The sequence below is a fragment of the Paenibacillus sp. M2 genome, from assembly GCF_046713495.1.
GTDB classification, from domain to species: domain Bacteria; phylum Bacillota; class Bacilli; order Paenibacillales; family Paenibacillaceae; genus Paenibacillus; species Paenibacillus amylolyticus_B.
The window spans coordinates 5,750,663-5,773,589 of sequence record NZ_CP169648.1 but is presented as its reverse complement, the minus strand read 5'-3'; the positions used below and the strand labels follow the sequence as shown (position 1 = coordinate 5,773,589).

General features: G+C 46.2%; 19 protein-coding genes. 16 read left to right on the top strand and 3 right to left on the bottom strand.

Going from position 1 to position 22,927, the window contains the following annotated elements; all coding sequences use genetic code 11:
• Positions 1-15: 15 nt before the first annotated feature.
• Positions 16-531 carry an adenine phosphoribosyltransferase gene (locus ACETMN_RS26445; protein ID WP_192133247.1) on the top strand — a complete coding sequence of 172 codons (516 nt, stop codon included), beginning with the start codon at positions 16-18 and terminating at the stop codon, positions 529-531.
• Positions 532-691: 160 nt separating this feature from the next.
• Here ACETMN_RS26445 and uraA read toward each other — a convergent pair whose 3' ends face one another.
• Positions 692-2,008 carry a uracil permease gene (gene uraA / locus ACETMN_RS26440; protein ID WP_411735352.1) on the bottom strand — a complete coding sequence of 439 codons (1,317 nt, stop codon included), beginning with the start codon at positions 2,006-2,008 and terminating at the stop codon, positions 692-694.
• Positions 2,009-2,382: 374 nt separating this feature from the next.
• Between uraA and ACETMN_RS26435 the strand changes: the two genes are divergently transcribed.
• From ACETMN_RS26435 to ACETMN_RS26365, 15 genes are all read left to right on the top strand, one after another.
• Positions 2,383-4,560 carry a RelA/SpoT family protein gene (locus tag ACETMN_RS26435; RefSeq protein ID WP_091020468.1) on the top strand — a complete coding sequence of 726 codons (2,178 nt, stop codon included), beginning with the start codon at positions 2,383-2,385 and terminating at the stop codon, positions 4,558-4,560.
• A 12-nt stretch (positions 4,561-4,572) separates the two neighbouring features.
• Complete coding sequence (gene dtd, locus ACETMN_RS26430) at positions 4,573-5,034, top strand: D-aminoacyl-tRNA deacylase (RefSeq protein WP_192133249.1); 462 nt, start codon at positions 4,573-4,575, stop codon at positions 5,032-5,034.
• A 76-nt stretch (positions 5,035-5,110) separates the two neighbouring features.
• Positions 5,111-5,278: a hypothetical protein gene (locus tag ACETMN_RS26425; protein WP_017686784.1), complete on the top strand. Its 168-nt coding sequence runs from the start codon at positions 5,111-5,113 to the stop codon at positions 5,276-5,278.
• A gap of 265 nt (positions 5,279-5,543) precedes the next feature.
• Entirely contained in the window at positions 5,544-6,050 is a 507-nt protein-coding gene (locus ACETMN_RS26420; RefSeq protein ID WP_091020462.1) for a type 1 glutamine amidotransferase domain-containing protein, read from the top strand.
• A gap of 104 nt (positions 6,051-6,154) precedes the next feature.
• The gene (locus tag ACETMN_RS26415; RefSeq protein WP_411735351.1) at positions 6,155-6,601 is read left to right on the top strand and encodes a hypothetical protein; all 447 of its coding nucleotides are present in this window, start codon (positions 6,155-6,157) and stop codon (positions 6,599-6,601) included.
• A gap of 632 nt (positions 6,602-7,233) precedes the next feature.
• Complete coding sequence (locus ACETMN_RS26410) at positions 7,234-8,502, top strand: SEC-C metal-binding domain-containing protein (RefSeq protein ID WP_411735350.1); 1,269 nt, start codon at positions 7,234-7,236, stop codon at positions 8,500-8,502.
• A gap of 783 nt (positions 8,503-9,285) precedes the next feature.
• The gene (gene hisS / locus ACETMN_RS26405) at positions 9,286-10,539 is read left to right on the top strand and encodes a histidine--tRNA ligase (RefSeq protein ID WP_017686789.1); all 1,254 of its coding nucleotides are present in this window, start codon (positions 9,286-9,288) and stop codon (positions 10,537-10,539) included.
• Positions 10,540-10,752: 213 nt separating this feature from the next.
• Positions 10,753-12,531 (top strand): aspartate--tRNA ligase, encoded by a 1,779-nt coding sequence (aspS, locus tag ACETMN_RS26400; protein WP_036616911.1) that lies wholly within the window; start codon positions 10,753-10,755, stop codon positions 12,529-12,531.
• An 18-nt stretch (positions 12,532-12,549) separates the two neighbouring features.
• Positions 12,550-13,308 (top strand): ThiF family adenylyltransferase, encoded by a 759-nt coding sequence (locus ACETMN_RS26395; protein ID WP_091020457.1) that lies wholly within the window; start codon positions 12,550-12,552, stop codon positions 13,306-13,308.
• Between the two features lie 474 nt (positions 13,309-13,782).
• On the top strand, positions 13,783-15,081 hold the full coding sequence (locus tag ACETMN_RS26390; RefSeq protein ID WP_091020455.1) for an NCS2 family permease: 1,299 nt from the start codon (positions 13,783-13,785) through the stop codon (positions 15,079-15,081).
• Positions 15,082-15,166: 85 nt separating this feature from the next.
• The gene (locus ACETMN_RS26385) at positions 15,167-16,966 is read left to right on the top strand and encodes an ABC transporter ATP-binding protein (RefSeq protein ID WP_411735349.1); all 1,800 of its coding nucleotides are present in this window, start codon (positions 15,167-15,169) and stop codon (positions 16,964-16,966) included.
• 147 nt (positions 16,967-17,113) lie between these two features.
• A complete protein-coding gene (locus tag ACETMN_RS26380) occupies positions 17,114-17,779 on the top strand; it encodes a TetR/AcrR family transcriptional regulator (protein WP_091020452.1) in 666 nt (221 codons plus the stop codon).
• A gap of 21 nt (positions 17,780-17,800) precedes the next feature.
• The gene (locus tag ACETMN_RS26375; RefSeq protein ID WP_306299292.1) at positions 17,801-18,607 is read left to right on the top strand and encodes a DUF4097 family beta strand repeat-containing protein; all 807 of its coding nucleotides are present in this window, start codon (positions 17,801-17,803) and stop codon (positions 18,605-18,607) included.
• Between the two features lie 41 nt (positions 18,608-18,648).
• Positions 18,649-18,819 (top strand): hypothetical protein, encoded by a 171-nt coding sequence (locus ACETMN_RS26370; protein WP_179198679.1) that lies wholly within the window; start codon positions 18,649-18,651, stop codon positions 18,817-18,819.
• A gap of 136 nt (positions 18,820-18,955) precedes the next feature.
• Positions 18,956-21,136 carry a HelD family protein gene (locus ACETMN_RS26365; protein ID WP_091020448.1) on the top strand — a complete coding sequence of 727 codons (2,181 nt, stop codon included), beginning with the start codon at positions 18,956-18,958 and terminating at the stop codon, positions 21,134-21,136.
• Positions 21,137-21,262: 126 nt separating this feature from the next.
• Here the strand turns inward: ACETMN_RS26365 and ACETMN_RS26360 are convergent, their stop codons facing one another.
• The gene (locus ACETMN_RS26360) at positions 21,263-22,165 is read right to left on the bottom strand and encodes a DMT family transporter (RefSeq protein ID WP_091020447.1); all 903 of its coding nucleotides are present in this window, start codon (positions 22,163-22,165) and stop codon (positions 21,263-21,265) included.
• Positions 22,162-22,905 carry an SDR family NAD(P)-dependent oxidoreductase gene (locus tag ACETMN_RS26355; protein WP_411735348.1) on the bottom strand — a complete coding sequence of 248 codons (744 nt, stop codon included), beginning with the start codon at positions 22,903-22,905 and terminating at the stop codon, positions 22,162-22,164. Before ACETMN_RS26355 ends, ACETMN_RS26360 begins: the two co-directional genes overlap by 4 nt.
• Positions 22,906-22,927 lie beyond the last annotated feature (22 nt).

The window sequence follows — 22,927 nt, the reverse complement described above, 5'->3', positions numbered from 1 at the left end:
TAGGAGGAGATTATTTTGGATTTTAAAGATTATATTCGTGTCATCCCTGACTTTCCACAACCGGGAATCAGCTTTAAGGACATTACAACATTGTTGAAGGATGGAGAAATGTACCGCAATGCGATCAATGAACTGAAAGTGATGGTTTCTGATCTCAAAATTGACGTTATTGCTGGACCTGAAGCACGTGGTTTCGTTGTGGGCGCCCCTCTGGCATACGCTCTTGGTGTCGGTTTTGCTCCGATTCGCAAAAGTGGAAAACTGCCTGGAGAGACGATTGAAGTTGGTTATGATCTCGAGTATGGCAAGGATACACTCGCGATGCACACAGATGCGATTGAAAAAGGTCAAAATGTCCTGATCGCAGATGATCTGCTCGCAACGGGTGGAACGATTGCAACTTCCATCAACTTGATTGAACAATTGGGTGGGAACGTTGTTGGTGCTGCATTCCTGATCGAGCTGTCTGATCTGAATGGTCGTGCTAAGTTGCCTGGAAAAATCGATGTATTCACATTGATGAACTACTAAGTTTAAATCTCCACTTGGAGTGTTGTGATTAAAACCTGAATTGCTTTTCCGTTTCCCGGGAAATAATATACAGCATTAATGATTATAAAAAAGCCTGTTCTATCCAACCGTTAAGGTTGGATAGAACAGGCTTTTTTTGATTATATACGGTACAGTGAGATTAATCAGGCGTTTTTTCAGTGATAGGCTGTTTTTGCGAATCGTCATTCAACCAACCCATTACTTCAAACAGTTTGAACAACAAGCTCATCAGGATTCCGACGATGGTTGCCAGTGCCATCCCTTTCAGATGAACGCCGTAGAAGACAACCTCAGTACCACTCAGTCCAATGACCAGTACAAGTGTAGTAAGCAGTAAATTGGTCGGCTTGGCAAAGTCGACTTTCTGTTCAACCAGAATACGCAGACCCGATGCTGCAATAACTCCGAACAGAAGCAGGGATACCCCACCCATAACAGGCACAGGAATGTTAGCTACAAGTGCTGAGAACGTCCCTGAGAAGGAGAGCACGATTGCAATAACCGCTGCCCCACCAATGACGTATGTAGAGTATACGCGGGTCAGTGCCATAACACCGATGTTCTCACCATAGGTTGTATTGGGAGTAGATCCTACAAACCCGGAAAGAATGGTGGATACCCCGTTACCAAGCAGGGAACGATGGAGGCCTGGGTCTTTCGAAAGATCTTTGCCCACAATGCTGCTGGTTACAAGTAAATGTCCAATATGTTCTACGATAACGACAAGCGCTACAGGTAAAATGGTGAAAATGACGGACCAGTCAAATGTAGGTGTGGTTATAGTCGGTAGTGAGATGAAATCAGCTTGTCCAATAGCTTGTTTGTCTACGAGACCCATTAAACTACCCAATACATAACCGGATACAATTCCGATTAAAATATGAATGATTTTGGGGAAACCACGGAACGTCACGGCTCCAATGACAGTGATTCCGAGCGTGACCATAGAGAGAATAATGGGTTTTGCCTGAGGAAACCAGTTGGGGTTAGCTACAGGATCCGAATTAATTAATCCGGCCATACCAGCTGCAACGGGTACGAGTTCCAGACCGATCAGGGCAACAATGGCACCCATAACTGCTGGGGGAAAGACTACGTTAATCCATCCGGTACCAGCATATTTAATAATGAGGGCTACGAGGCAGAACACAATACCTGTAATGATAAAGGCGCCCAGTGCCATGGAGTAACCGTTACCTGGATTTTCTTTTAATACCATTGTGACAGGTGCAATAAAGGCAAAGCTTGATCCGAGATATGCTGGAATCTTACCTTTACACATCAGTATGTACAACAGTGTTCCAATCCCGTTCATCAGCAGGATCATACTTGGATCGACACCGAACAGGTTAGGTACAAGCACCGTGCTGCCAAACATGGCGAACAAATGCTGAAGGCTAAGCAGTGAACCTGAGCCAAGTGGCATCTTTTGATTAACCTGAATTTCGCGTTGCAATGAATTTCATCTCCTTTTCCGAAACACAAACTTTCAATAGATTACAGAGTTTCTCTTAATTAAGCAATAACATTTTTGACGTAGCAGAGCGATGGAATTTATATTTTCATGAATTTTCCTTCTATTTCAGCAAATAACGGCAATAATACATAAGAATTAAAGAAATACATTCAATCCCCTGTGAAGCATAGGGAAACGGGTTAACAGTAATACAGATCACCAATATAAAAATTGGATAAGCGCTCTTATTCGTCAGCAGTTGACGGGAAACGGGCGAAGCGTCATAATTATAGGAAATTACTTTTACGGGGAACCTGTGTTGCAGCACTGTCACGGGTTCCATTTGGTATAGAAAGGACACGGAACAGATCAGAATGGGCATAGAGCAATTACTCGAGAAGGCCGGGGCATATATCAAAGAACCCGATCTGGTGCGCATACGAGAAGCTTACGAATTTGCTGATCAGGCCCACCATGGACAGACGCGAAAATCGGGAGAACCGTATATTCTGCATCCGCTTGCGGTTGCCGACATTGTTGTGAACATGCAGATGGACACCATCTCCATAATAGCAGCGCTTCTTCATGATGTAGTAGAGGATACTACGGTCTCACTTGAAGAGATCCGCAATCATTTCGGCAATACGTGTGCCATGCTTGTTGACGGCTTGACGAAGCTGGAACGTATTAAGTTCCGCTCCAAGGAAGAACAGCAGAACGAGAACTACCGCAAAATGTTCATCGCCATGGCGCAGGACATCCGTGTCATCGTGATTAAATTGGCTGACCGTCTGCATAATATGCGGACACTCAAGTTTCAGTCGGAAGAAAGCCAGCGCCGAATTTCATATGAGACGCTGGAAATTTTCTGTCCGATTGCGAACCGTCTGGGGATCTCTGCGATCAAATGGGAAATGGAGGACATCGCCCTCCGTTATTTGAATCCGCAGCAATATTACCGTATTGCGAACCTGATGCACAAAAAGCGTGCCGAACGTGAGCAATATATTGATACGGTTATGGACGGAATTACGAACAAACTCGATGAGATGGGCATTCAGGCAGACCTTTCGGGCCGCCCGAAACATATCTACAGCGTGTTCAAGAAAATGACCACCAAAAACAAGCAGTTTAACGAAATTTATGATCTGCTTGCCATTCGTATTATTGTGGATAATATCAAGGATTGTTATGCTACCCTGGGAATTATACACACCTTATGGAAACCGATGCCTGGACGTTTTAAAGACTATATTGCGATGCCAAAGGCGAATATGTACCAATCGCTGCATACAACCGTAGTTGGTCCCAATGGCGAACCAACGGAAGTACAGATCCGGACATGGGATATGCACCGGACTGCTGAATTTGGTATCGCTGCTCACTGGGCATATAAGGAAGGCGCAGCGGCAGGTCCGCAATTCGAAGATAAAATTACGTTCTTCCGCGAAATTCTTGAACTCCAAAATGAAGCACAGGACGCGTCAGAATTCGTAGAATCGCTCAAAATGGATTTCTTCTCGGATCTGGTATTTGTATTTACGCCAAAAGGAGAAGTCATTGAATTGCCGATCGGCTCTGTTCCTTTGGATTTTGCTTATCGAATTCATACGGAGGTTGGTAATCGGACCATTGGTGCCAAAGTAAACGGTCGGATTGTTCCGCTTGATTATCATCTGAAGACAGGTGATATCATCGAAATTTTGACGTCCAAACATTCTTACGGACCGAGCCAGGACTGGATGAAAATTGCGAAATCTTCTCATGCACGAGCGAAGATCAAACAATGGTTCAAGAAGGAACGCCGTGAAGAAAACGTTGAAAAAGGTCGGGAAAGCTGTGAGCGTGAACTGAAACGTATGGGGCTTGATCCTTCTGCGTGGATGACGGATGACAAGTTGATGGAAGCTGCCAAAAAATATGCATTTAATGATATTGAGGACATGCTTGCGGCTGTTGGATTCGGTGGGATTACTGCTGCACAGATTGTAACCAAAGCAACCGAAAAACTGCGTAAAGAGCAGGAAGAATCCAGTTTGCTGGAATTAAATTCTGAGATGCGCGAGCTGAAACCTGCGCCTGAGCGCAGAAATCGACCAACCAACGGTATTCGTGTCAAAGGCATCGATAATCTGCTTGTTCGATTCGCACGATGCTGTAATCCTGTACCTGGAGATGACATTATCGGATACGTTACACGTGGACGCGGCGTTTCCGTACACCGTAGTGACTGTCCGAATATTCCTACAAGTGCAGACGGTGAAGAAGCAGCACGTGTTATAGAGGTCGAGTGGGAAGAGAATATCGAAGCAAGTTACAGTGTGGATATTGAGATTACAGGCCATGATCGGAATGGCTTGCTCAATGAGGTACTTCAGGCTGTATCTGAAAGTAAAACCAATATATCTGCCGTTACAGGACGGACAGATAAAAATAAATTAGCATTGGTGCACGTCACAATTCTGATTCGTAATACGGATCATCTGCAATCCGTTGTAGAACGGATCAAACGTGTGAAAGATGTCTATTCAGTGCATCGGATTATGCAGTAAGGAGCCTGTAAGATGAGGGTGCTTGTACAACGCTGTAAAGAGGCTCAGGTGACTGTGGGAGACGAGCTGACAGGTAAGATCGAATCCGGATTAATGCTGCTCGTAGGCATTACCCATGAGGACACCGGGAAGGATGCCCAGTATCTGGCTGACAAAGTTAGTGGGTTGCGGATATTTGAGGATGATCAGGAGAAGATGAATCTCAGCCTGCTTGATGTAGGCGGTGCTGTATTGTCTGTTTCCCAGTTTACCCTGTACGGAGATTGTCGCAAAGGAAAGCGCCCGAGCTTTGCGGCTGCGGCCCGACCTGAAGCGGCAGAACTGTTATATGAAACGTTTAATCAACTGCTACGGGATAAAGGTATTCAGGTGGAAACCGGGCGTTTCGGAGCGATGATGGATGTAACATTTACCAACTGGGGACCCGTGACTTTGATGCTTGAAAGTCCGGTTCGTCAGGAACTACGTGCATAATTTCATAGGGTTCAGGCCATAATGAGGGATAATTCGTTGATGACTATTTCATGATCAAAGGAGCATCCATCCAATTATGCGCCAATCTGCGAAAGAAACACGTACCCGTTCAGAACCTCTGTTACTCCCTGGCAACCTGTATGAATCATTGCACCTTGCCCGTTCGGCTGCTGAGTATGTTGCAACGATCTGGGCACTTCAGGATTCGGACAAAGGGAAGCAGAGTCATCTTCCGCGATCTTGAATGTTTACACAGGTATATAATTATCCGATATTTGGATCATACAGATTCTGAAAAAGTCCTGATTCCTTACCGAATCAGGACTTTTTGTCATGAGATGATCTTTTTAAATGTTCGTTTGATGACTTCGTTACAAAATGAAATTACATTGAATTGTTATAAATTGCTCTGGTGAGGGTAATAACAAAACGAGGCACAACGAAGTGCCATTGTACTGCAAGGCCCGATTCATAAAGAAAGTTCGAACACGGAAAGGAGAACATACATTATGAGTAAAGTTGCTTTTTTATTGGCGAATGACTTTGAAGATTCGGAGATGCAGGTTCCGTATGACGAAGTAAAAAAAGCTGGACACGAAGTGGAGATTATCGGATTAAAAGCCGGTGAGACCCTTAAAGGTAAAGGAGGAAAGGCCTCCTATACGACAGATAAGGCGATTGCTGACGCATCCGCTTCAGAGTATGATGCAGTCGTGATTCCTGGTGGATCATCCCCTGAGAATTTGCGATCTGATGCGCACATCTTGAAGTTTGTCACTGAGATCAACAGTGCGAAGAAACCAATCGCAGCGATATGTCATGGCCCGCAAATTTTGGCTAGTGCCGGTCTGTTGAAAGGCCGCACCATTACATCCTATCCACCACTTAAGGATGACATGGTAAACGCAGGAGCAGAGTTCAAGGATCATGAGGCCGTTGTGGATGGAAACTATATTACATCCCGAACACCTGAAGATGAGCCAGCGTTTGTACGTGAACTGCTAAAAGTAATATAACTTCAGCTAGTGAAACTGACATATATTGATGTATCTTAACTACGTTACATCGTGACGTTTACAAACTTCACGTTGCATTTCATTCCGAAAAAGGAGGGTTTGACATGACAAAACATATTCAGGCGTATTTTCGAACCGAGGACGAGGCAGAGGGAGCAAGAACTTCACTTCAGACGTTCCGTACAGAGCATTTGGAAGTAGGTCAACTTGATAGTGCGATAGGTAGAGACACGCGTGTTATGGTGCCACTGGTGCCTTATAATACAGCAGGTGGCGTAGGTACCAACGGAGCAATGGGTGTAGGTGCAGCCCCTGGTGTTCCAGCCAGCGAAAATGTGATCCCTGTGGTAGCCAATGTGGACCGTGATGCAGAACTGGATACTCGTGACAGAGTGAATGAGGATGGAGACCTGCTGCAAGCGGCGGATGTTTCTTCGGCCGATTATGATGATCTGCATTATGTTCTGTCTGCCAAAGTAAGGGATGAGGATTATGACGAGATTGTTCATAAGCTTCGTTCCAACCATGCCTATGTGGAAGATTTGAATTAACGTGTAGATACTTCATGGCCCTTGCACTGCTCGACCACACAGTCGAGTGATGTGCAAGGGCTTTTTAATCAGGAGGATATTAAAAAGTTAATTTATAAAGCGCTATCATTTTTGTAATATTACTGTAATATTAGATACATAAGCCTTTAACATAGTGGGCTTATAATAACACACATGACCCCCTTTTTTTATATATCCTTTGAGCCTGCACACCGTGTGCAGGCTATTTTTTTTTGAGCTGAGAATGTGTATGTTTTGGGCAGAGCTTACCCCTTTATTCAATTTTTGCTAGAATAGAGAGATGGGTTTATATATTCTACAGCGAATTGTTTTCATAGTTGGGTTACATTGGACGGTAAATTTAGCTCCAGCGATTGGGTTCAGGCGAATCCAATCCTATGACAGTGAGTATGAGGAACTCATCGCCAGAGTGATCCGTCATATTCCAGATGAACACATACTCGCTGAAACGGCCCCACCTTTTTTATATAAGTACGGGGCAGCCGTTTCTGCTTGATCGATGGAATTTGAAAGTTATATAGAATGCCTCGTTAGAGAAATGACACCTACAATGCTAAAGCAACAGAGTTCTCATGCGAATGGCTAGAGACAGATTTAAGGGGGAATTAGTTTTGAGTAAGGTTGGAAGAAATGATTTATGCCCATGCGGTAGTGGGAAAAAATATAAGAAATGTTGTCTCAACAAGGAGTCCTCTGCAGTAGAATCCATACTGGGGATAATATCAACGGAGCAACCGGTTCGGGAAGCTTCTATTCAGCCTGAGAGCAAACTGACCTTGACCAAGCTGAAAAAGATGGTGGCAAGCGATTTGAAATGGGAGCATCCGGCTCACGAACAGCTGGCCCTGCAGACTATTGAGAACATGAGGAAACAATACGAGCCAGAGGTGATTTTGGAAGCTCTGGTGTTATGGAACGGCTACTCCCGTCAGACCCGTCCTACTGTGAAGAAGACAGGCTCGTTCTCTGCTGCAATTGAGTATTTGCTGTCCGAGGAATACGGCTTCAATGTCTCAAAGGCTGAGCTGGCTGATAAATATGAGGTAACGACAGGCACGATCTCCCGGAAGGTTAAGGAGATGAGTAGTTACATCGAAGAATACGGCATGGGCGGGGAAACGGACGAGCTATTGATGCTGAACGGTCCAGGCACATCGAAAGACAAAGCACAGGCTCTGCTGTCTAAGGCAAGGGAATCGAGCTCTTCCAAACGGAGAGTACATATGGCGGAAACAGCGCTGGAGATGTATCCTGACAGTTCTGATGCGTATCTCATTCTAGCTGAGGAATCGGACGATGAGCAAGATGCACGATCTTACCTCAAGGAAGGAATCGCTGCTGGCAAACGTGAACTGGGCGAACTGTTCTTTGAGGAGAACAAAGGGGACTTCTGGGGGCTTCATGAGACTCGTCCCTATATCCGGATATGCAAAAGTTATGCCGAATCCTGCTGGTTTGGCGGAGATACGAAAGAAGCAGCACAAGTCCTGGAGCATATTCTAGAGCTTAATACGGAAGACAATACCGGAGCACGTTACTTGCTCGTTGCTGTGTATTTGTACAGTAATCAATTGGATCAGGCAGAGCAATTGCTGGAGGAGTATGGAAGAGGTGACGCCGCAGCGGCCTTTGCCTATGACAAGATTATTCTGGAGTATAAGAAAAACGGAATCACCTCCCAGCTCAAAATGCTGTACCGTGTGGCGCGGGGTGTGAACAAACATGTGCCTGATTACCTGTTGGGTTTGAAGCGGTTGCCGCATAACCTCCCTGATTTTGTCGGGATGGGCGACTCCGACGAAGCGATTGAATATGTCATTATGCATTCCCGTTTATGGGCGAGCGCGCCGGATCTGTTGAAGTGGATGCTGCAACAATAGAGGAATAAGAAGCGAATAGAAGTTGGAATTCATATGATGAATCCAGCTTCTACTAGCCATATTTTCTGTGGACTCCTCATACCATGCTGCGTGTGAGTAAAATTTTTTAGAGCTATCTTTTCGTGTTAACCCTTGACTTTAGCACTGCGGTTCATTACAATCAGAAAATAATACGTTGACTACAGTCAATACAAGTCGATTTTTGAACTATATTACTGATTTGATGACGGGACCAAGTACTCCGTACCCACATGACCAGAGAGGAATCCCAAGGCTGTAAGGATTCTCTTGATGAGCGGACGAATGACTTCCCCGAGAACAGACGGCGAACATAACAGACATGATCTGTTGACCAGTAGCCGGCCTGCGCAGGACGTGCGTTACACGTAGAGCGGAATATCTGCTTGATCAGAATGCCTTAGGCAACCCTGAATCACCAGAGATCACCTGAACGGCTAAAGTGTCAGGTTTCCGGAATGTGGGTGGTACCACGGGTGAATGTATATTACACAATCTCTCGTCCCTTTGTTTGCTGTATATACAGCGACAGGGCGAGGGATTTTTTTGTTATATTAGTTGATTTAAAAGAAATACACGAAAACGGAGAGGGCAGAAAAAAACTGTAAAAGCGAAGCGTTCGCCTTTATCACCGGATTTACACATTTAGAATGAAAATTTAAAAAATCTGGGGATAACAGCGATTGTAAGGTTGATCTGCCAGCGCAGTGATCACGTGTAGAATTTTTAACTGTAGAGAAAAAAATCAATGCTGGAGGGATCAAGATGGCTTTTCAAAAACCGACTGGAACGCAGGACTTACTGCCTGGAGTTGTCGAGAAATGGCAGTACGTAGAAGAAAAAGCACGAGATCTGTGTCGACGGTTTAATTACCGTGAGATTCGTACACCGATCTTCGAACAGACTTCTTTATTTGTACGCGGTGTAGGAGAGACTACCGATATCGTTGAGAAAGAAATGTATACCTTTGATGACAAAGGCAATCGCAGCATGACTCTTCGTCCAGAGGGAACAGCCGGTGTTGTCCGTGCGTATGTAGAGAATAAAATCTACGGCGAACCGGATGTGAGCAAGTTGTATTACATCGGTCCGATGTTCCGGTATGAGCGTCCGCAGGCAGGCCGTCAGCGTCAGTTCCACCAGTTTGGTGTAGAAGCCATCGGTGCACTGGACCCGGCGATTGATGCCGAAGTCATCGCACTGGGCTACCAGTTGTGTGTTGAGCTCGGCTTGAAGGATGTTAAAGTGGAGATCAACTCCGTTGGTAACTCGACTAGCCGTGCAGAATACCGCGAGACATTACTTGGGTTCCTCAGACCGATGAAAGACAGCCTGTGCAAGGACTGTCAGTCCCGCATGGAGCGTAATCCGCTGCGTGTACTCGACTGTAAAGTCGATCAGGACAAATTCGTAGGGGCACCGTCCATATTGGATAGCCTGGATGAAGAGTCTTTGAATCACTTTGCCAAGCTACAGGCATACCTGGATGATTTCGGAGTAGATTATGCTGTGAACAATCGTCTGGTACGGGGCTTGGATTATTACACGCTGACTGCGTTTGAATTAAAAGCCCAAGGGATTGGAGCAATTGATACGGTTGGCGGCGGTGGCCGGTACAATGGTCTCGTTGGAGATATCGGCGGACCTGATCAGCCGGGCATCGGCTTCGGTATTGGTTTGGAGCGTATTCAACTGATTCTGGAGCACCAAAACATTGAGGTGACTACGCTCGCTCCACTGGATGTGTACTTTGTTGCTCTGGGAGAGGCCGCTGATCGTGAAGTGAACCGACTGTTGTTCAAACTTCGCCAGTCTGGACTGTCTGGTGAACGTGATTATCTGGGTCGCAAGATGAAAGCACAGATGAAGTCAGCTGACCGTTTCAAATCCCGCTATACCGCCATCCTTGGTGATGACGAGCTAGAGCGTGGTGAGATCGCCCTCAAGTCGATGGATACGGGTGAGCAACAAACCGTGAAGCTTGATGATCTGGTAGCGGCAATTCGCGAAGGTAAATAAGCACGAAGTGTTACATTAAGTCTTAAACATTCAAGTTAAACAATTGATCCGGCAAAATTACTGAGGTTCACCGACGATTCCAATTAAGCGGAAGTTGGCGGGCCAGAGGTAACATGCCTTTTTGAATACATGGTCTACACGTAACCGGACTGTTGAAGAGCAGGTAATAATTGCCCATACAGAACGGAAATTCACATAATGAGGAGTTTGGTTATGAAAAGAAGTCATCATTGCGGCGCATTAACACCCGCACACATCGGTGAAACAGTAACATTGAACGGTTGGGTTCAAACCCGCCGTGACTTGGGGGGCGTACTTTTCATCGATCTGCGTGATCGTAGCGGAATTGTACAAGTTGTCTTTAACCCGGCTTATTCCGGTGAAGCTTTGCAAATCGCAGATCGCGTACGTAGCGAGTATGTTATCGCAGTAACGGGTAAAGTTGTTAAACGTGATGCAGAAACAGTTAACAAAAACCTGCCTACTGGCGAAATTGAAGTTCAAATCACAGAAATCGAAGTGCTCAATGCAGCCAAAACACCTCCATTCTTCATTGAAGATGGTGTTGAAGTTGATGAATCCCTTCGTTTGAAATATCGTTACCTGGACCTGCGTCGTCCGGAAATGTTCGAAACATTGAAACTGCGTTCCAAAGCATCCAAAGTGTTCCGTGACTACCTGGATGGAGAAGAGTTCGTTGAAGTGGAAACACCAATCCTGACCAAGAGTTCCCCGGAAGGTGCGCGTGATTATCTCGTACCGAGCCGTGTGCATGAAGGTGAATTCTTCGCCTTGCCACAATCCCCACAAATCTACAAACAATTGCTGATGGTCGGTGGCGTTGAGCGTTATTATCAGATCGCTCGTTGTTTCCGGGATGAGGATCTGCGTGCAGACCGTCAACCAGAATTCACTCAAGTCGACATCGAGACTTCTTTCCTGCAACAGGATGACCTGCTGCCAATGATGGAAGAACTGATGGCCAAATTGCTGCGTGAAACGAAAGGTATTGAGCTGGAACTGCCTTTCCAACGGATTACGTATGCAGATGCAATGGGTAAATATGGTTCAGACAAACCAGATCTGCGCTTCGGTATGGAACTGGTTGAAATGAACGATATTGTAGCCAACAGTGGTGTGAAAGTGTTTGCTTCCGTCATCGAAAAAGGTGGAGAAGTGAAAGTGCTGAACGCTAAAGGGTGTGGGACATGGAGCCGTAAAGAGATCGATGATCTCGGACCATTTGCTGCACGTTACGGTGCGAAAGGTCTGGCTTGGATTCAAGTAAAAGACGGCGAGTTCAAAGGGCCAATCGTGAAGTTCTTCACGCCTGAAGAAATCGAAGCTGTCAAAGAACGCACAGGTGCTGAGGATGGCGACTTGTTGCTCTTCTCTGCTGACACGAAAAAAGTGGTTGCTGACGTGCTGGGTGCATTGCGTCTGAAAATCGGCCGTCAACTCGGACTGATCGATGACAGCAAATTCAAATTCGCTTGGGTTGTGGACTTCCCACTCCTCGGATATGATGAAGATGCAAAACGTTATGTGGCAGAACACCATCCGTTCACACGTCCAAAAGACGAAGATGTACATCTGTTCGACACAGATCCGGGTGCTATTCGTGCCCAAGCCTATGACCTTGTTCTCAATGGCTATGAAGTAGGTGGCGGTTCGATGCGTATCTACAAACGTGACGTTCAGGAGAAAATGTTTGCTGCCCTGGGACTCTCTACAGAAGTAGCGAATGAGAAATTCGGCTACCTGCTGGAAGCATTTGAATATGGAACACCACCACATGGCGGAATTGCTTTTGGTCTTGACCGTTTGGTGATGTTGCTGGCGGGCCGCACAAATCTGCGTGAAACGATTGCCTTCCCGAAAACGGCAAGTGCAACGGATCTGCTGATGAATGCACCTTCCGAAGTGGATGACTCGCAATTGGAACAACTTCATATCCGTGTAGCCCGTAAACCGGTAGCGGAAAAGAAATAAAGGAGGCATCGATTCTCAATGCTCCATCAATTTTCAAGAACAGAACTTGCGATCGGACCTGAAGGTCTGGACGCATTGAAAAATAGTACAGTCGCTGTGCTCGGTATTGGCGGCGTAGGTGGTATTGCTGTAGAAGCTCTTGCCCGTAGTGGTGTGGGACGCATCATCCTGATTGACAAAGACGTCGTGGACATCACCAACATCAACCGCCAGATTCATGCGCTGACCACGACAGTGGGACAGAAAAAAGCGGACCTGATGGTGGAACGTGTGAAACTGATCAATCCGGAATGTGATGCCATTGCATTGAATATGTTTTACACGGAAGAAACGTATGAGGAACTGTTCAAATATGAACTGGATTATGTGCTGGATGCATCCGACACGATTATCTACAAAATCCATCTCATTAAAGAGTGCCTGAAACGTAAAATTCCGATGATTTCCAGCATGGGTGCGGCGAATAAAATGGATCCAACGAAATTCCAGGTTGCGGATATTTCGAAAACGACCATGGACCCGATTGCCCGTGTTGTGCGGACTACACTTCGTAAAGATGGCATTAAAAAAGGTGTGAAAGTGGTTTTCTCGACTGAAAAGCCGATGAAACCGCGTGAGGACGTAACACAGAAAATCGTTCCCGAGAATGCTCCGGAAATTCGTAAGGCTAAACAGCCACCTGCGAGTAACTCATTTGTGCCTCCGGTAGCCGGACTGATTATGGTCAGTGTTGCGATTAAGGATTTGTTAGAAATTGCAGAGAACAAGCAGCAGTAACTTGCTGCCAACGGAAGAAGCGTGGATGCCGATAAGGCATCCACGCTTTTTTGTGTAGGTTATACTTCGCAATACGGAGCGGATGGGACGTCAATCGTCTATGATAGCCGAACTGTATTCCTAGATAAATGTCAGAGTTACGTCATGTACTTCAAAGTCAAAACCGTGTATGATATTCACTGCTGCGCGAAATGATGATACATACATAAACGAATTTGCGGCATATAGGTTCAACTTAACTTTTTACACAAGAACGGAGAGGACAGAAAAAAGCTGGAGAAGCGAAGCGTTCGCCTAAAAGCTTTCGGAAAGAAAGCTACATCGGAAGCATACGCTATCACCGGATTTTCCCACTGGAGAAGGAAATGCTAAAAAAATCTGGGGATAACAGCGATCGGAAGATTATTCTGTCATCGGAGTGGCAAGTGTAAACATTTTTTAGTTGAATTTATATAGAGAGGGGAATAGAACGAAATGAAACACGGATGGATGACCAGACGTCTTGGCATGGAGCCAGGAGACCAGTGGAAAAAGGAAGTTGTGGCGGGAGCCATATCCTATTTTGCCGTGGTCTATATCGTTATGGTCAATGCTACAATTCTTTCCGATGCCGGGATGCCTTTGCAGGCAGCTATGGTTGGAACCCTGCTGACGTCCATTGCAGGCTGTTTGCTCATGGCATTTGGCGGAAAATCACCGATTATCGTGGTACCCGGAATGGGGATTAATGCATTTTTCACGTATACACTTGTACATTCCATGAAATTAAGCTGGCAAGAAGCGCTGGCAGTTGTAACCGTTACAGGTATACTGTTTGCCATTGTTGCGTTTACGTCACTATACAAAATGATCAGCGAAGCGATCCCGAAAAATCTGCAGCATGGCATTACGGTCGGGATTGGTTTGTTTCTGACATTTATCGGTTTGCAAAAAAGTGGAATCGTTATCGCGCACCAGACCACATTTGTCGCGATTGGGCATTTCAATGATCCGAATGTCATTACAGCCTGCGTTACGCTGGTGATTGCCTTGATTTTATTTATACGTAACGTACAGGGTGGACTTCTCATCAGTATTCTGGTCGGGACAGGCCTTGCCTATGTACTTGGAGCAGTGAACCCGGGTGAATCCGTATCAGCGATGGATGCGCTGCGTCAATACGGTGGATTGTTTGGCGAATTGTCTCTAATGAAGCTGGCTGATGTCGCGTTCTGGATCGCGGTATTTTTGCTACTGCTAATTGTGGTATTCGAAAATATAGGATTAATTACCGCTCAGACACAGATGATTGGTCGTCCAGAGCGGTTCAAAGGAAGTCTGCGCGCACTATCCATTAGTACCGTATTGGCAGGCGTATTCGGAAGTAGTCCTCCAGTTGCTGCAGCCGAGACTACAGCCGGAATTGCGGCAGGCGGTCGCACAGGTTTGACTCCACTCGTTACAGCCGTGTTATTCGGGGCTACTTTTTTCTTCATCCCGTTGCTTGGTTACATTCCGGACAGTGCAATTGCACCCATCTTGATCATTATTGGTGGCCTGATGGTGCAAGGTGTGAAAGATATGGATTTTGGTGACTTTACAGAGGCATTCCCAGCATTTCTGATCATGGTCATGATTCCATTTACATATAGCATCGTGGACGGTATGGCGTTTGGATTTATTGCCTATCCATTAGCGAAGCTGGCAGCAGGTCAAGGTAAACAGGTACCTGTGGTCATGTATGGCATTTCCATCCTCTTTTTAGCCAATTTTGTGTTACATGGTATCTTGTAAAGCTGTGTTAAACAACAAAAGGCAACGTCATGTAAATTCGTACGTATGATCTCTGGTGAGCAGATGGAGAACGGGAGGAACGGAAATGGAAGAGCAGCAACAAACAGGGCAGAATGAACCGAAGGTAGGAAAAAAGGGATTTAAGGATTTCGTCAAGCTTATCGCTTCCACGAATCCGCCAAAATTGATTTTGATTCTTGCCCTCATCTTAACCCTGATTCAAACAACAGCCGGACTGATCGTGCCATTGATGACCAAAGGTCTGATTGATGGACTTACCACTTCGGCATTGAACAAATCTGTGATTTTGTTATTGCTTGGGGCATTTGTGATTCAGGCGATTGCCTCAGGTATTAGCATTTATATGTTAAATTACGCAGGACAACGCGTGGTCGCAACGCTACGCACTAAGCTGTGGAACAAGGTCTTGTCGCTGAGAATGCCGTATTTCGACCGAAATCGGACAGGCGATACGATGAGCCGGATTACCAATGATACAAGCCAGATCATGACGTTGATCGCAGATTATCTGGTGTCTTTTGTATCCAACATCGTTGCTGTTGTGGGTGGCGTGGCATTACTATTTTACTTGGATTGGGTGATGTCGCTCATTATTCTGAGTCTGGTGCCACTTACGCTGTTGATTCTGTTGCCGGTCGGGAAGAAAATGTACAAGATCTCCAAGAAGCAGCAGGACGAGATGGCAGGTCTTACGTCCGTGCTCAGTCAGGTTATTGGCGAGATTCGCTTGGTCAAAGCCTACGGCACGGAGAAACAGGAAGTGGAAGCAGGGGATTCCCGGATTCGTAAAATGTTCGCTTTTGGTTTGCAGGAAGCACGTATCCTTGCTCTCATCGGTCCCTTGTTTACATTTGTCATGACTGCCGTGTTGGTCGTTATTCTGGGTGTGGGGGGAATGCGCGTAGCGTCTGGCATGCTGTCACCGGGTGAACTGGTCGCGTTCATATTGCTGTTGTTCCAGGTCATTATGCCAATGGGACAATTCACGACGTTATACTCCCGTTTACAGAAAGTTGTAGGTGCAACAGAGCGCATACAAGCGATCCTTGCCGATGAGGAAGAGCCACATCACAGCACCAAGGTAGCTCCAAAAGGAAATGAGACGATTGCATTCCATGATGTACACTTTTCCTATGTCACAGGTGAGGAAGTGCTGCACGGAATCAATCTGACGGTACCTACACAAAAAGTGACAGCGATTGTCGGCCCAAGCGGTAGTGGCAAATCAACACTGTTCTCCTTGATGGAGCAGTTTTATATGCCCGATTCAGGCCACATTTCGTATGGGGGACAAGCCATAACGGAGTATTCCTTATCCTCCTGGCGTAGCAAGATTGGGTATGTGTCTCAGGAAAGTCCACTTATGGCGGGTACGATTAAAGACAACATCACGTACGGATTAGGTCGTGAGGCCACAATGGATGAGATCCGGCGAGCTGCTGATATGGCCTATTCTGCCGATTTTATCGACAAGCTGCCACAGGGTTATGACACGGAAGTGGGCGAGAGAGGAATTAAGCTATCCGGAGGCCAACGTCAGCGGATTGCTATTGCTCGTGCCTTACTGCGCAGTCCGGATATTCTCATGTTGGATGAAGCAACATCCAGTCTGGACAGCACCTCGGAGTATGAAGTACAACAGGCTTTGTCCAACCTGATGGAAGGCAGAACCACGATCGTGATCGCGCACCGATTGTCCACAGTGGTGGATTCCGATCAGATTGTTGTATTGGAGCATGGGCATGTAACCGGAACAGGAACTCATACGGAATTAATTAGCAATCATCCGGTATACCGTGAATTAGCTCAAAAACAGTTTGTGGCACAGGAAGGAAATGCAGCTACAGTACAAAACGAAGAGTAATTCTCATTAATGCAGGATCTCCATTGAAATACTCATGAGGTATTTCAACGGAGATTTTTTTCTTTTCTTAAATTCCTCATATTTACAATAAGACCAACATACTCTATATTATAGATACCGACCGTTGGTATGTATAAGGAGGAACTTATGGCCAGAAATAAATATCCTGAGCAGACACTGGACCTGATTCTGACAGTCTCAACTCAAATGTTCACCGAAAAGGGATATGAAAAGACCAGTATTCAAGACATTATAGATGAATTAGGTATGTCCAAAGGTGCAATATATCATCATTTCAAATCCAAGGAGGATATCCTTAGTGCAGTGATGGAGAAGGAGCTTGGGCGGGCAGAAGACATGTTTATGGAACTCATCCAGAACACGCATGCTCCGAATGCTAGACAGAAGCTCATCAGTATTTTGGAAAATATTATTGTTGACCCTGGAATCCAGTCTAACTCAATAGATCAGGTTCTTAGCACTCAGATCAAGAATCCACAGTTTGTACTTGGTGGAATCAGGAAGGGTGTTCTGAAGGATGCTCGAATTATTGCCGACATTATGGAACAGGGAAAGGAGGATGGGTCCATTTCAGTCGAATATCCGCTGGAGTGTGCTGAAATCTTCATGCTGCTTGTCAACATCTGGATCAACCCTCTTCTATTTGGCAGAGATCAGGAGCAGACATTGGAAAGGCTTAAGTTTTTGCAACACATGATGAAGCTCTTGGGGGCAGATATCGTTAGCGAACAGCTCATTCAGCGAATTACGAATCGGCATGCCAGCACAGGAGGCTATGCGGAGGCGGAATAAACATACACCTGATTGTTTGAAATGGAGAGGGAAAAGATGTTGAAAAGTAGTGAGCTTGCCATATGCAAGAGCATAGACATTGATCAACCCATTCATGATATACAGTTAAATTGGTTGTCAGGAGATATCAGAGTTCTTCCAAGTGTGGATGAACTGATACACGTCATGCAATATGTGGATGCGTGGTTTTCCAAGCGAAGGCTGATGCAAGTTAACATACGAGGGGATTCCTTAAGCATTGTGGACGGGAGACAAAGGAGAGGCCTCGTTGGAATAAATATTGGTAGAACAACATTGGAGATTCATGTACCAGCTCGGGTTTTTAACAGTATTTCGCTGATCTCCACAGGAGGACACCTCCGGTTGAATCGGCTTCTGGCCACTCGCTGTCAATGTAAGATCACCTCAGGTCGTGTAGACCTATCAGGGAGGATGGAGGAGCTTGAACTGTGCGCAGTGGCATCCGTAGTGAAAGTAAAACACCTTAGTGCAGATAAGCTTAATCTTCAATCCAGTTCAGCCAAGATCGACATTTCGGGGGAGTTTCGCCACTTGCAAATTATCACAACAGGCAGAAAATTAAATATGGACTGTCTCAAGATGCCAGAGAGATTGCGTTTTGTATCCACAGGGGCAAAGGCAGTGGTTTCCATTCCAGATAACGAAGGTTTCCGAATTTTACTTAAAAGAAGATCAGGAGCGTTAAAAAGTGAATTTGAATTGACTCCTCTTCATGGGGACAGCAATAATCTAATACACAAAAGTGGAAAAAGTGAATTCCAAGTGGATATTCGAGGAGGAGCTTTTCATTTAAAACACAGGAAATAAGAGACTAATCGTGTGTACTGAAAACAATGGGGGCAGATATCATGGCTGGTTGGATCGTAGGAATTAGTTTTTCCACCATCGTATTGCTAATTGGGATTTACGGCGTATTGAACAGCAGGCGCAGGCAGGCCAGAAACAAGTGGGCCTGGTGGTTTATTTTGTTTGGTTGTTGTGCGCTTGTCAGTGCCATCATTAATTATCAATTCAGATGAGCCTCATATATTACAAAAGTAAGCCTACAAAACGGATGTGGCTTTCAATTGCCCTATGTGATATAGTAAGTATCCTTTTGTATTTCCAGATCTAGGCGATACAGAGCAAAACATATTCTTAGGAGGTAACTGAAACATGTCAGACAGCTTTCAAAGTGCCTATCAAGAAGAAGAGTACAGGTTAGAGCGAACGATGGAGGAAGTGGATAGTCAGCTGGAACGACTGCAGAACATTCCGGTGTATACCGGCCACGACTTCACAGAACAAGTGCTGGAAGCTGGACGCGAAGAGCGCCGCACCGCCTTGTCCAAGAGCGCGCAGCAACCCTATTTCGGACGCTTGGATTTCGAAGAACAGGGCAGTGGTGCACGGAAACCGCTGTATATTGGCAAAATTGGCGTAGACCGCGAAGAGGTGGGGGAGCATCCGCTCGTCATCGATTGGCGTGCTCCTGTCGCGAGCCTGTTTTACTCATTTACCGGAGGGGAAGCCTCCGCTACGTATGAAGCCCCAGAAGGGCTTATTGAAGGTCTGGTGTACCTGAAACGGAACGTTGTCATTCGGCAGCGGATATTGGAACGTGTGGCGGATACATATAACCGTGACAGTGACCAGCCAGCGGTATCGGATGAATTCCTCGTTTATCGTCTGGGAGAGAACAAGGATAACAAACTCCGTGACATCGTATCTACGATTCAGGCGGAGCAGGATCTGATCATTCGTGCGGCGCGAAATACCGCATTAATCATTCAAGGTGTGGCCGGATCAGGGAAAACAACGGTTGCCCTGCATCGTCTTGCCTTTTTGCTATATCAGTACAAGGAGCAGGTATCTGCGGAGAAAATGGTTATTTTTGCACCCAACCACATGTTCCTGGATTACATCTCGGATGTACTCCCGGAACTCGGAGTAGGGGATATTCAGCAGCGGACATTCCCGGATTGGGCGATGAATCTGCTGGGGCTGGAAATGCCTTTGGCGAATACGTCGGATACATTGAACACCTGGTTCGAAACACCTGATGCACGGCCTGAATTGAATGATGATGTACCTGGACGTTACAAAGGATCGATCCGTTTCATGGAGCTTATTCGAGAGTGGCTGTCAGGCATGGAAGCGGATTCCGTACCGGATATGGACTTCAGTCCATGGGACGGTAAGGTGCTTAGCAAGACGGAGATCGAGAACTGGTTCGGACAGGAATACAAACATTATCCGCTGGCCAAACGCAAAGAACGGGTCATGGCGCGGGTTCACCGCTGGATTGAGATGGAACTTAAGAAACCGATGCCAGAAGCTGTGCGCAAAGAACGCAAGAAAAAAGCGTCTACTCGTGAGAAAGCCTATGCCAAAAAATGGCCTCAATACGAGCCGCTTACGTTATACAAACAGCTGTTCAAAGCTGTAAAGGGTGGCTCTGTGCCATCCTCGCTCAGCGGACTTATTCCAAAACTGGTCATGAAACAAACGGCAGCAGATCTGAAGCAGGATATCGTCCGTGAAGAGGATCTGCCTGCATTGGTATACATTCATACATTGGTCCATGATATTGAGGGTTCGGAGCGGTTTGACCATATTGTGATTGATGAAGCGCAGGACTTTTCCCCTTTTCATGTGGCGTTATTGGATCAGTTCGTCAAAGGGCATTCCTTCACCATACTGGGTGACTTGTCCCAAGGCATTCATGAGTACCGTGGTGTTCATGCGTGGGAAGAGATGAGTTCTCTATTTCCTGAGGAACAGAATGCATACTTTGCATTGACCCGAAGTTATCGTTCAACGATGGAAATTATCGATTATGCAAACACGATTCTGGAACGTGGCGTCAAGAGCGGGATTACGGCGATACCTGTTTTCCGTAGTGGTGATCCAGTTCGGACATTGGCTTATGGAGGCGAAGGGCGGACGGCAAGTCTGGAGCAGGCTTTGAAGGTGTTAACCGTCAAAGACTACCGAACCGTCTCCATCCTGACCCGTACACTGCATGAAGCAGAGGAACTTCACCGTGACCTACAGGCCGCAGGCTGGGATCTGAACCTGATCGATGGTGGCAAAAAGCAGTACACTGGTGGGCACTCCGTTTTGCCTGTCTATCTGTCCAAAGGATTGGAGTTTGATGCGGTTATTGTGGCAGACGTAGACCAGAAGCATTATTTGCCGAATGCAGGTGATGCGAAGCTGTTGTACGTTGGTTGTACAAGGGCCCTGCACGAATTGTGGTTGTTCCACGAGGATGATTTGCCAGAATACGCGGCTGCAACACATAATCCCGACGGCGAGTCCGTAACCATTCAGGGTTGGCCAGAGCTTGGGTGAGTAAAGTTTGCTATACAAGAAAAGGCATGACGTTCATGGGAAAGTGTCCCATAAGCGCATGCCTTTTCTGCTGTTGTGCAAGAATTGCTTAAGCTTCCGAGAAAGAACGACGGTGGAAGTTCAGGGTTATGTTACGCTATTTCTCATTCTGGACGAGCGACGATTCACCAGGAATATACCAACACCAATGAATAAACCGCCTGCCAATGCAAACCACTGAACGTGTTCTCCTAGTAAAATCCAACTCGATAATACACCAAAAAACGGTGCTAGAAACAGATACGAACTGGTTTGGGCTGGGTCACTATTCTGAAGCAGATAAAACCAGAGTGAGAACTGAATGATGGAGCAAACAAACGTTAACCAGAGCAGAGCCATAACCGAGGTGGTATTGACCATAAAGTGAGGCTGTTCAGTCCATGCGCTCAATAGAAGAAGCGCAGCACCTCCCGCGAGCATCTGATAGGCTGTTAAAACAAAAGTATCGTAGCCATCGCCCCAGCGTTTGATGAGCAATGTGGATACTGCAAAGGAGATCGCACCACCAAATCCAATCCAGGTTCCAGGACTAAAGCTCATCTGCCATCCAAAGGTTAACATAATCCCGATGAAACCGAGTATAACACCGATCCACTGACTGAAACGGTAGGTCACTCTATATAAGAGAGCACTGAGGATAATGACCAGTAGCGGATTGGTAAACGTAATAATGGCGGATTCACCGGATGTAATCCAGTTCATGCTGTAGTAGGCGCAGCCCATCACTCCTGCGGATTGAAACAGGCCAATGAGGATTATTTTCAACCAAGACTGCCACTCGGTAGGTAAAGGACGTTTACGTAGGAACAAGGCCATCAAGCCACCTGCCATTATATAACGTATGCCCATGAGCAGGAACGGTGGAGCATATAACATACCGATTTTACCGACTGGAAAAGAAGTACCCATGATTAGCGTTGTTAAAATGATCAATAGTGTATATTTCAATGGTTTGATGATCCGGGTATCTTTATCATGACTGGAGCTCATAACGTCTGTCCGCTATCTACAGTAATTAGCTGCCCGGTCATGGATTGCTGTTCCAGCTCAGCACAGATCATGTGTGCGATATCTTCAGGTGAGGCAATATGCTGTAATAACACTTCTCCACCGAGACGATGCATTCGCTCCTCGTTTCCAGCCCACCACCTTGTAGCAACTGCGCCAGGGACGATAGCATTCACCCGAATGTGTGGTGAGAGTGCGTGCGCAAGGGATAAGGTCAGGCCGTGAACTGCCGCTTTGGAGACGGCGTAAGGAAGGGATGAGCCAGAACCCGTACTGCCTGCAATGCTGCCCAGATTCACGATGGAACCACCACCAGCCTGTCTCATGCCCTCCGTCACTGCACGAACGCAATGAAACATGCCTTTTACATTCACATCAACCAGCTCATTCCAGATGTCATCTGTAACAGACTCCAGATCGTGCATGGGGATATGATGCGTGATTCCGGCGTTATTTACAAGTGCAGTTATCGGGCCATAGGTTTCAGTAACTGTAGTGACCATCCGCCGGACATCAAGATCATTGGCAACATTAGCTTGAACGGCGAATGCATGGCCTCCCGTACCCAAAATGTGTTGAACAGTCTCGCTTGCTGCATCTTGTGAGCGGGAATAGTTGACGGCGACCAACGCTCCACGCTCAGCCAGCATTAGACTTACAGCACGGCCTATACCTGTTCCAGCACCTGTGATCAAAGCAACTCCATTTTTCCAGTATGTCATGCTGAACACTCCTTATCATCAT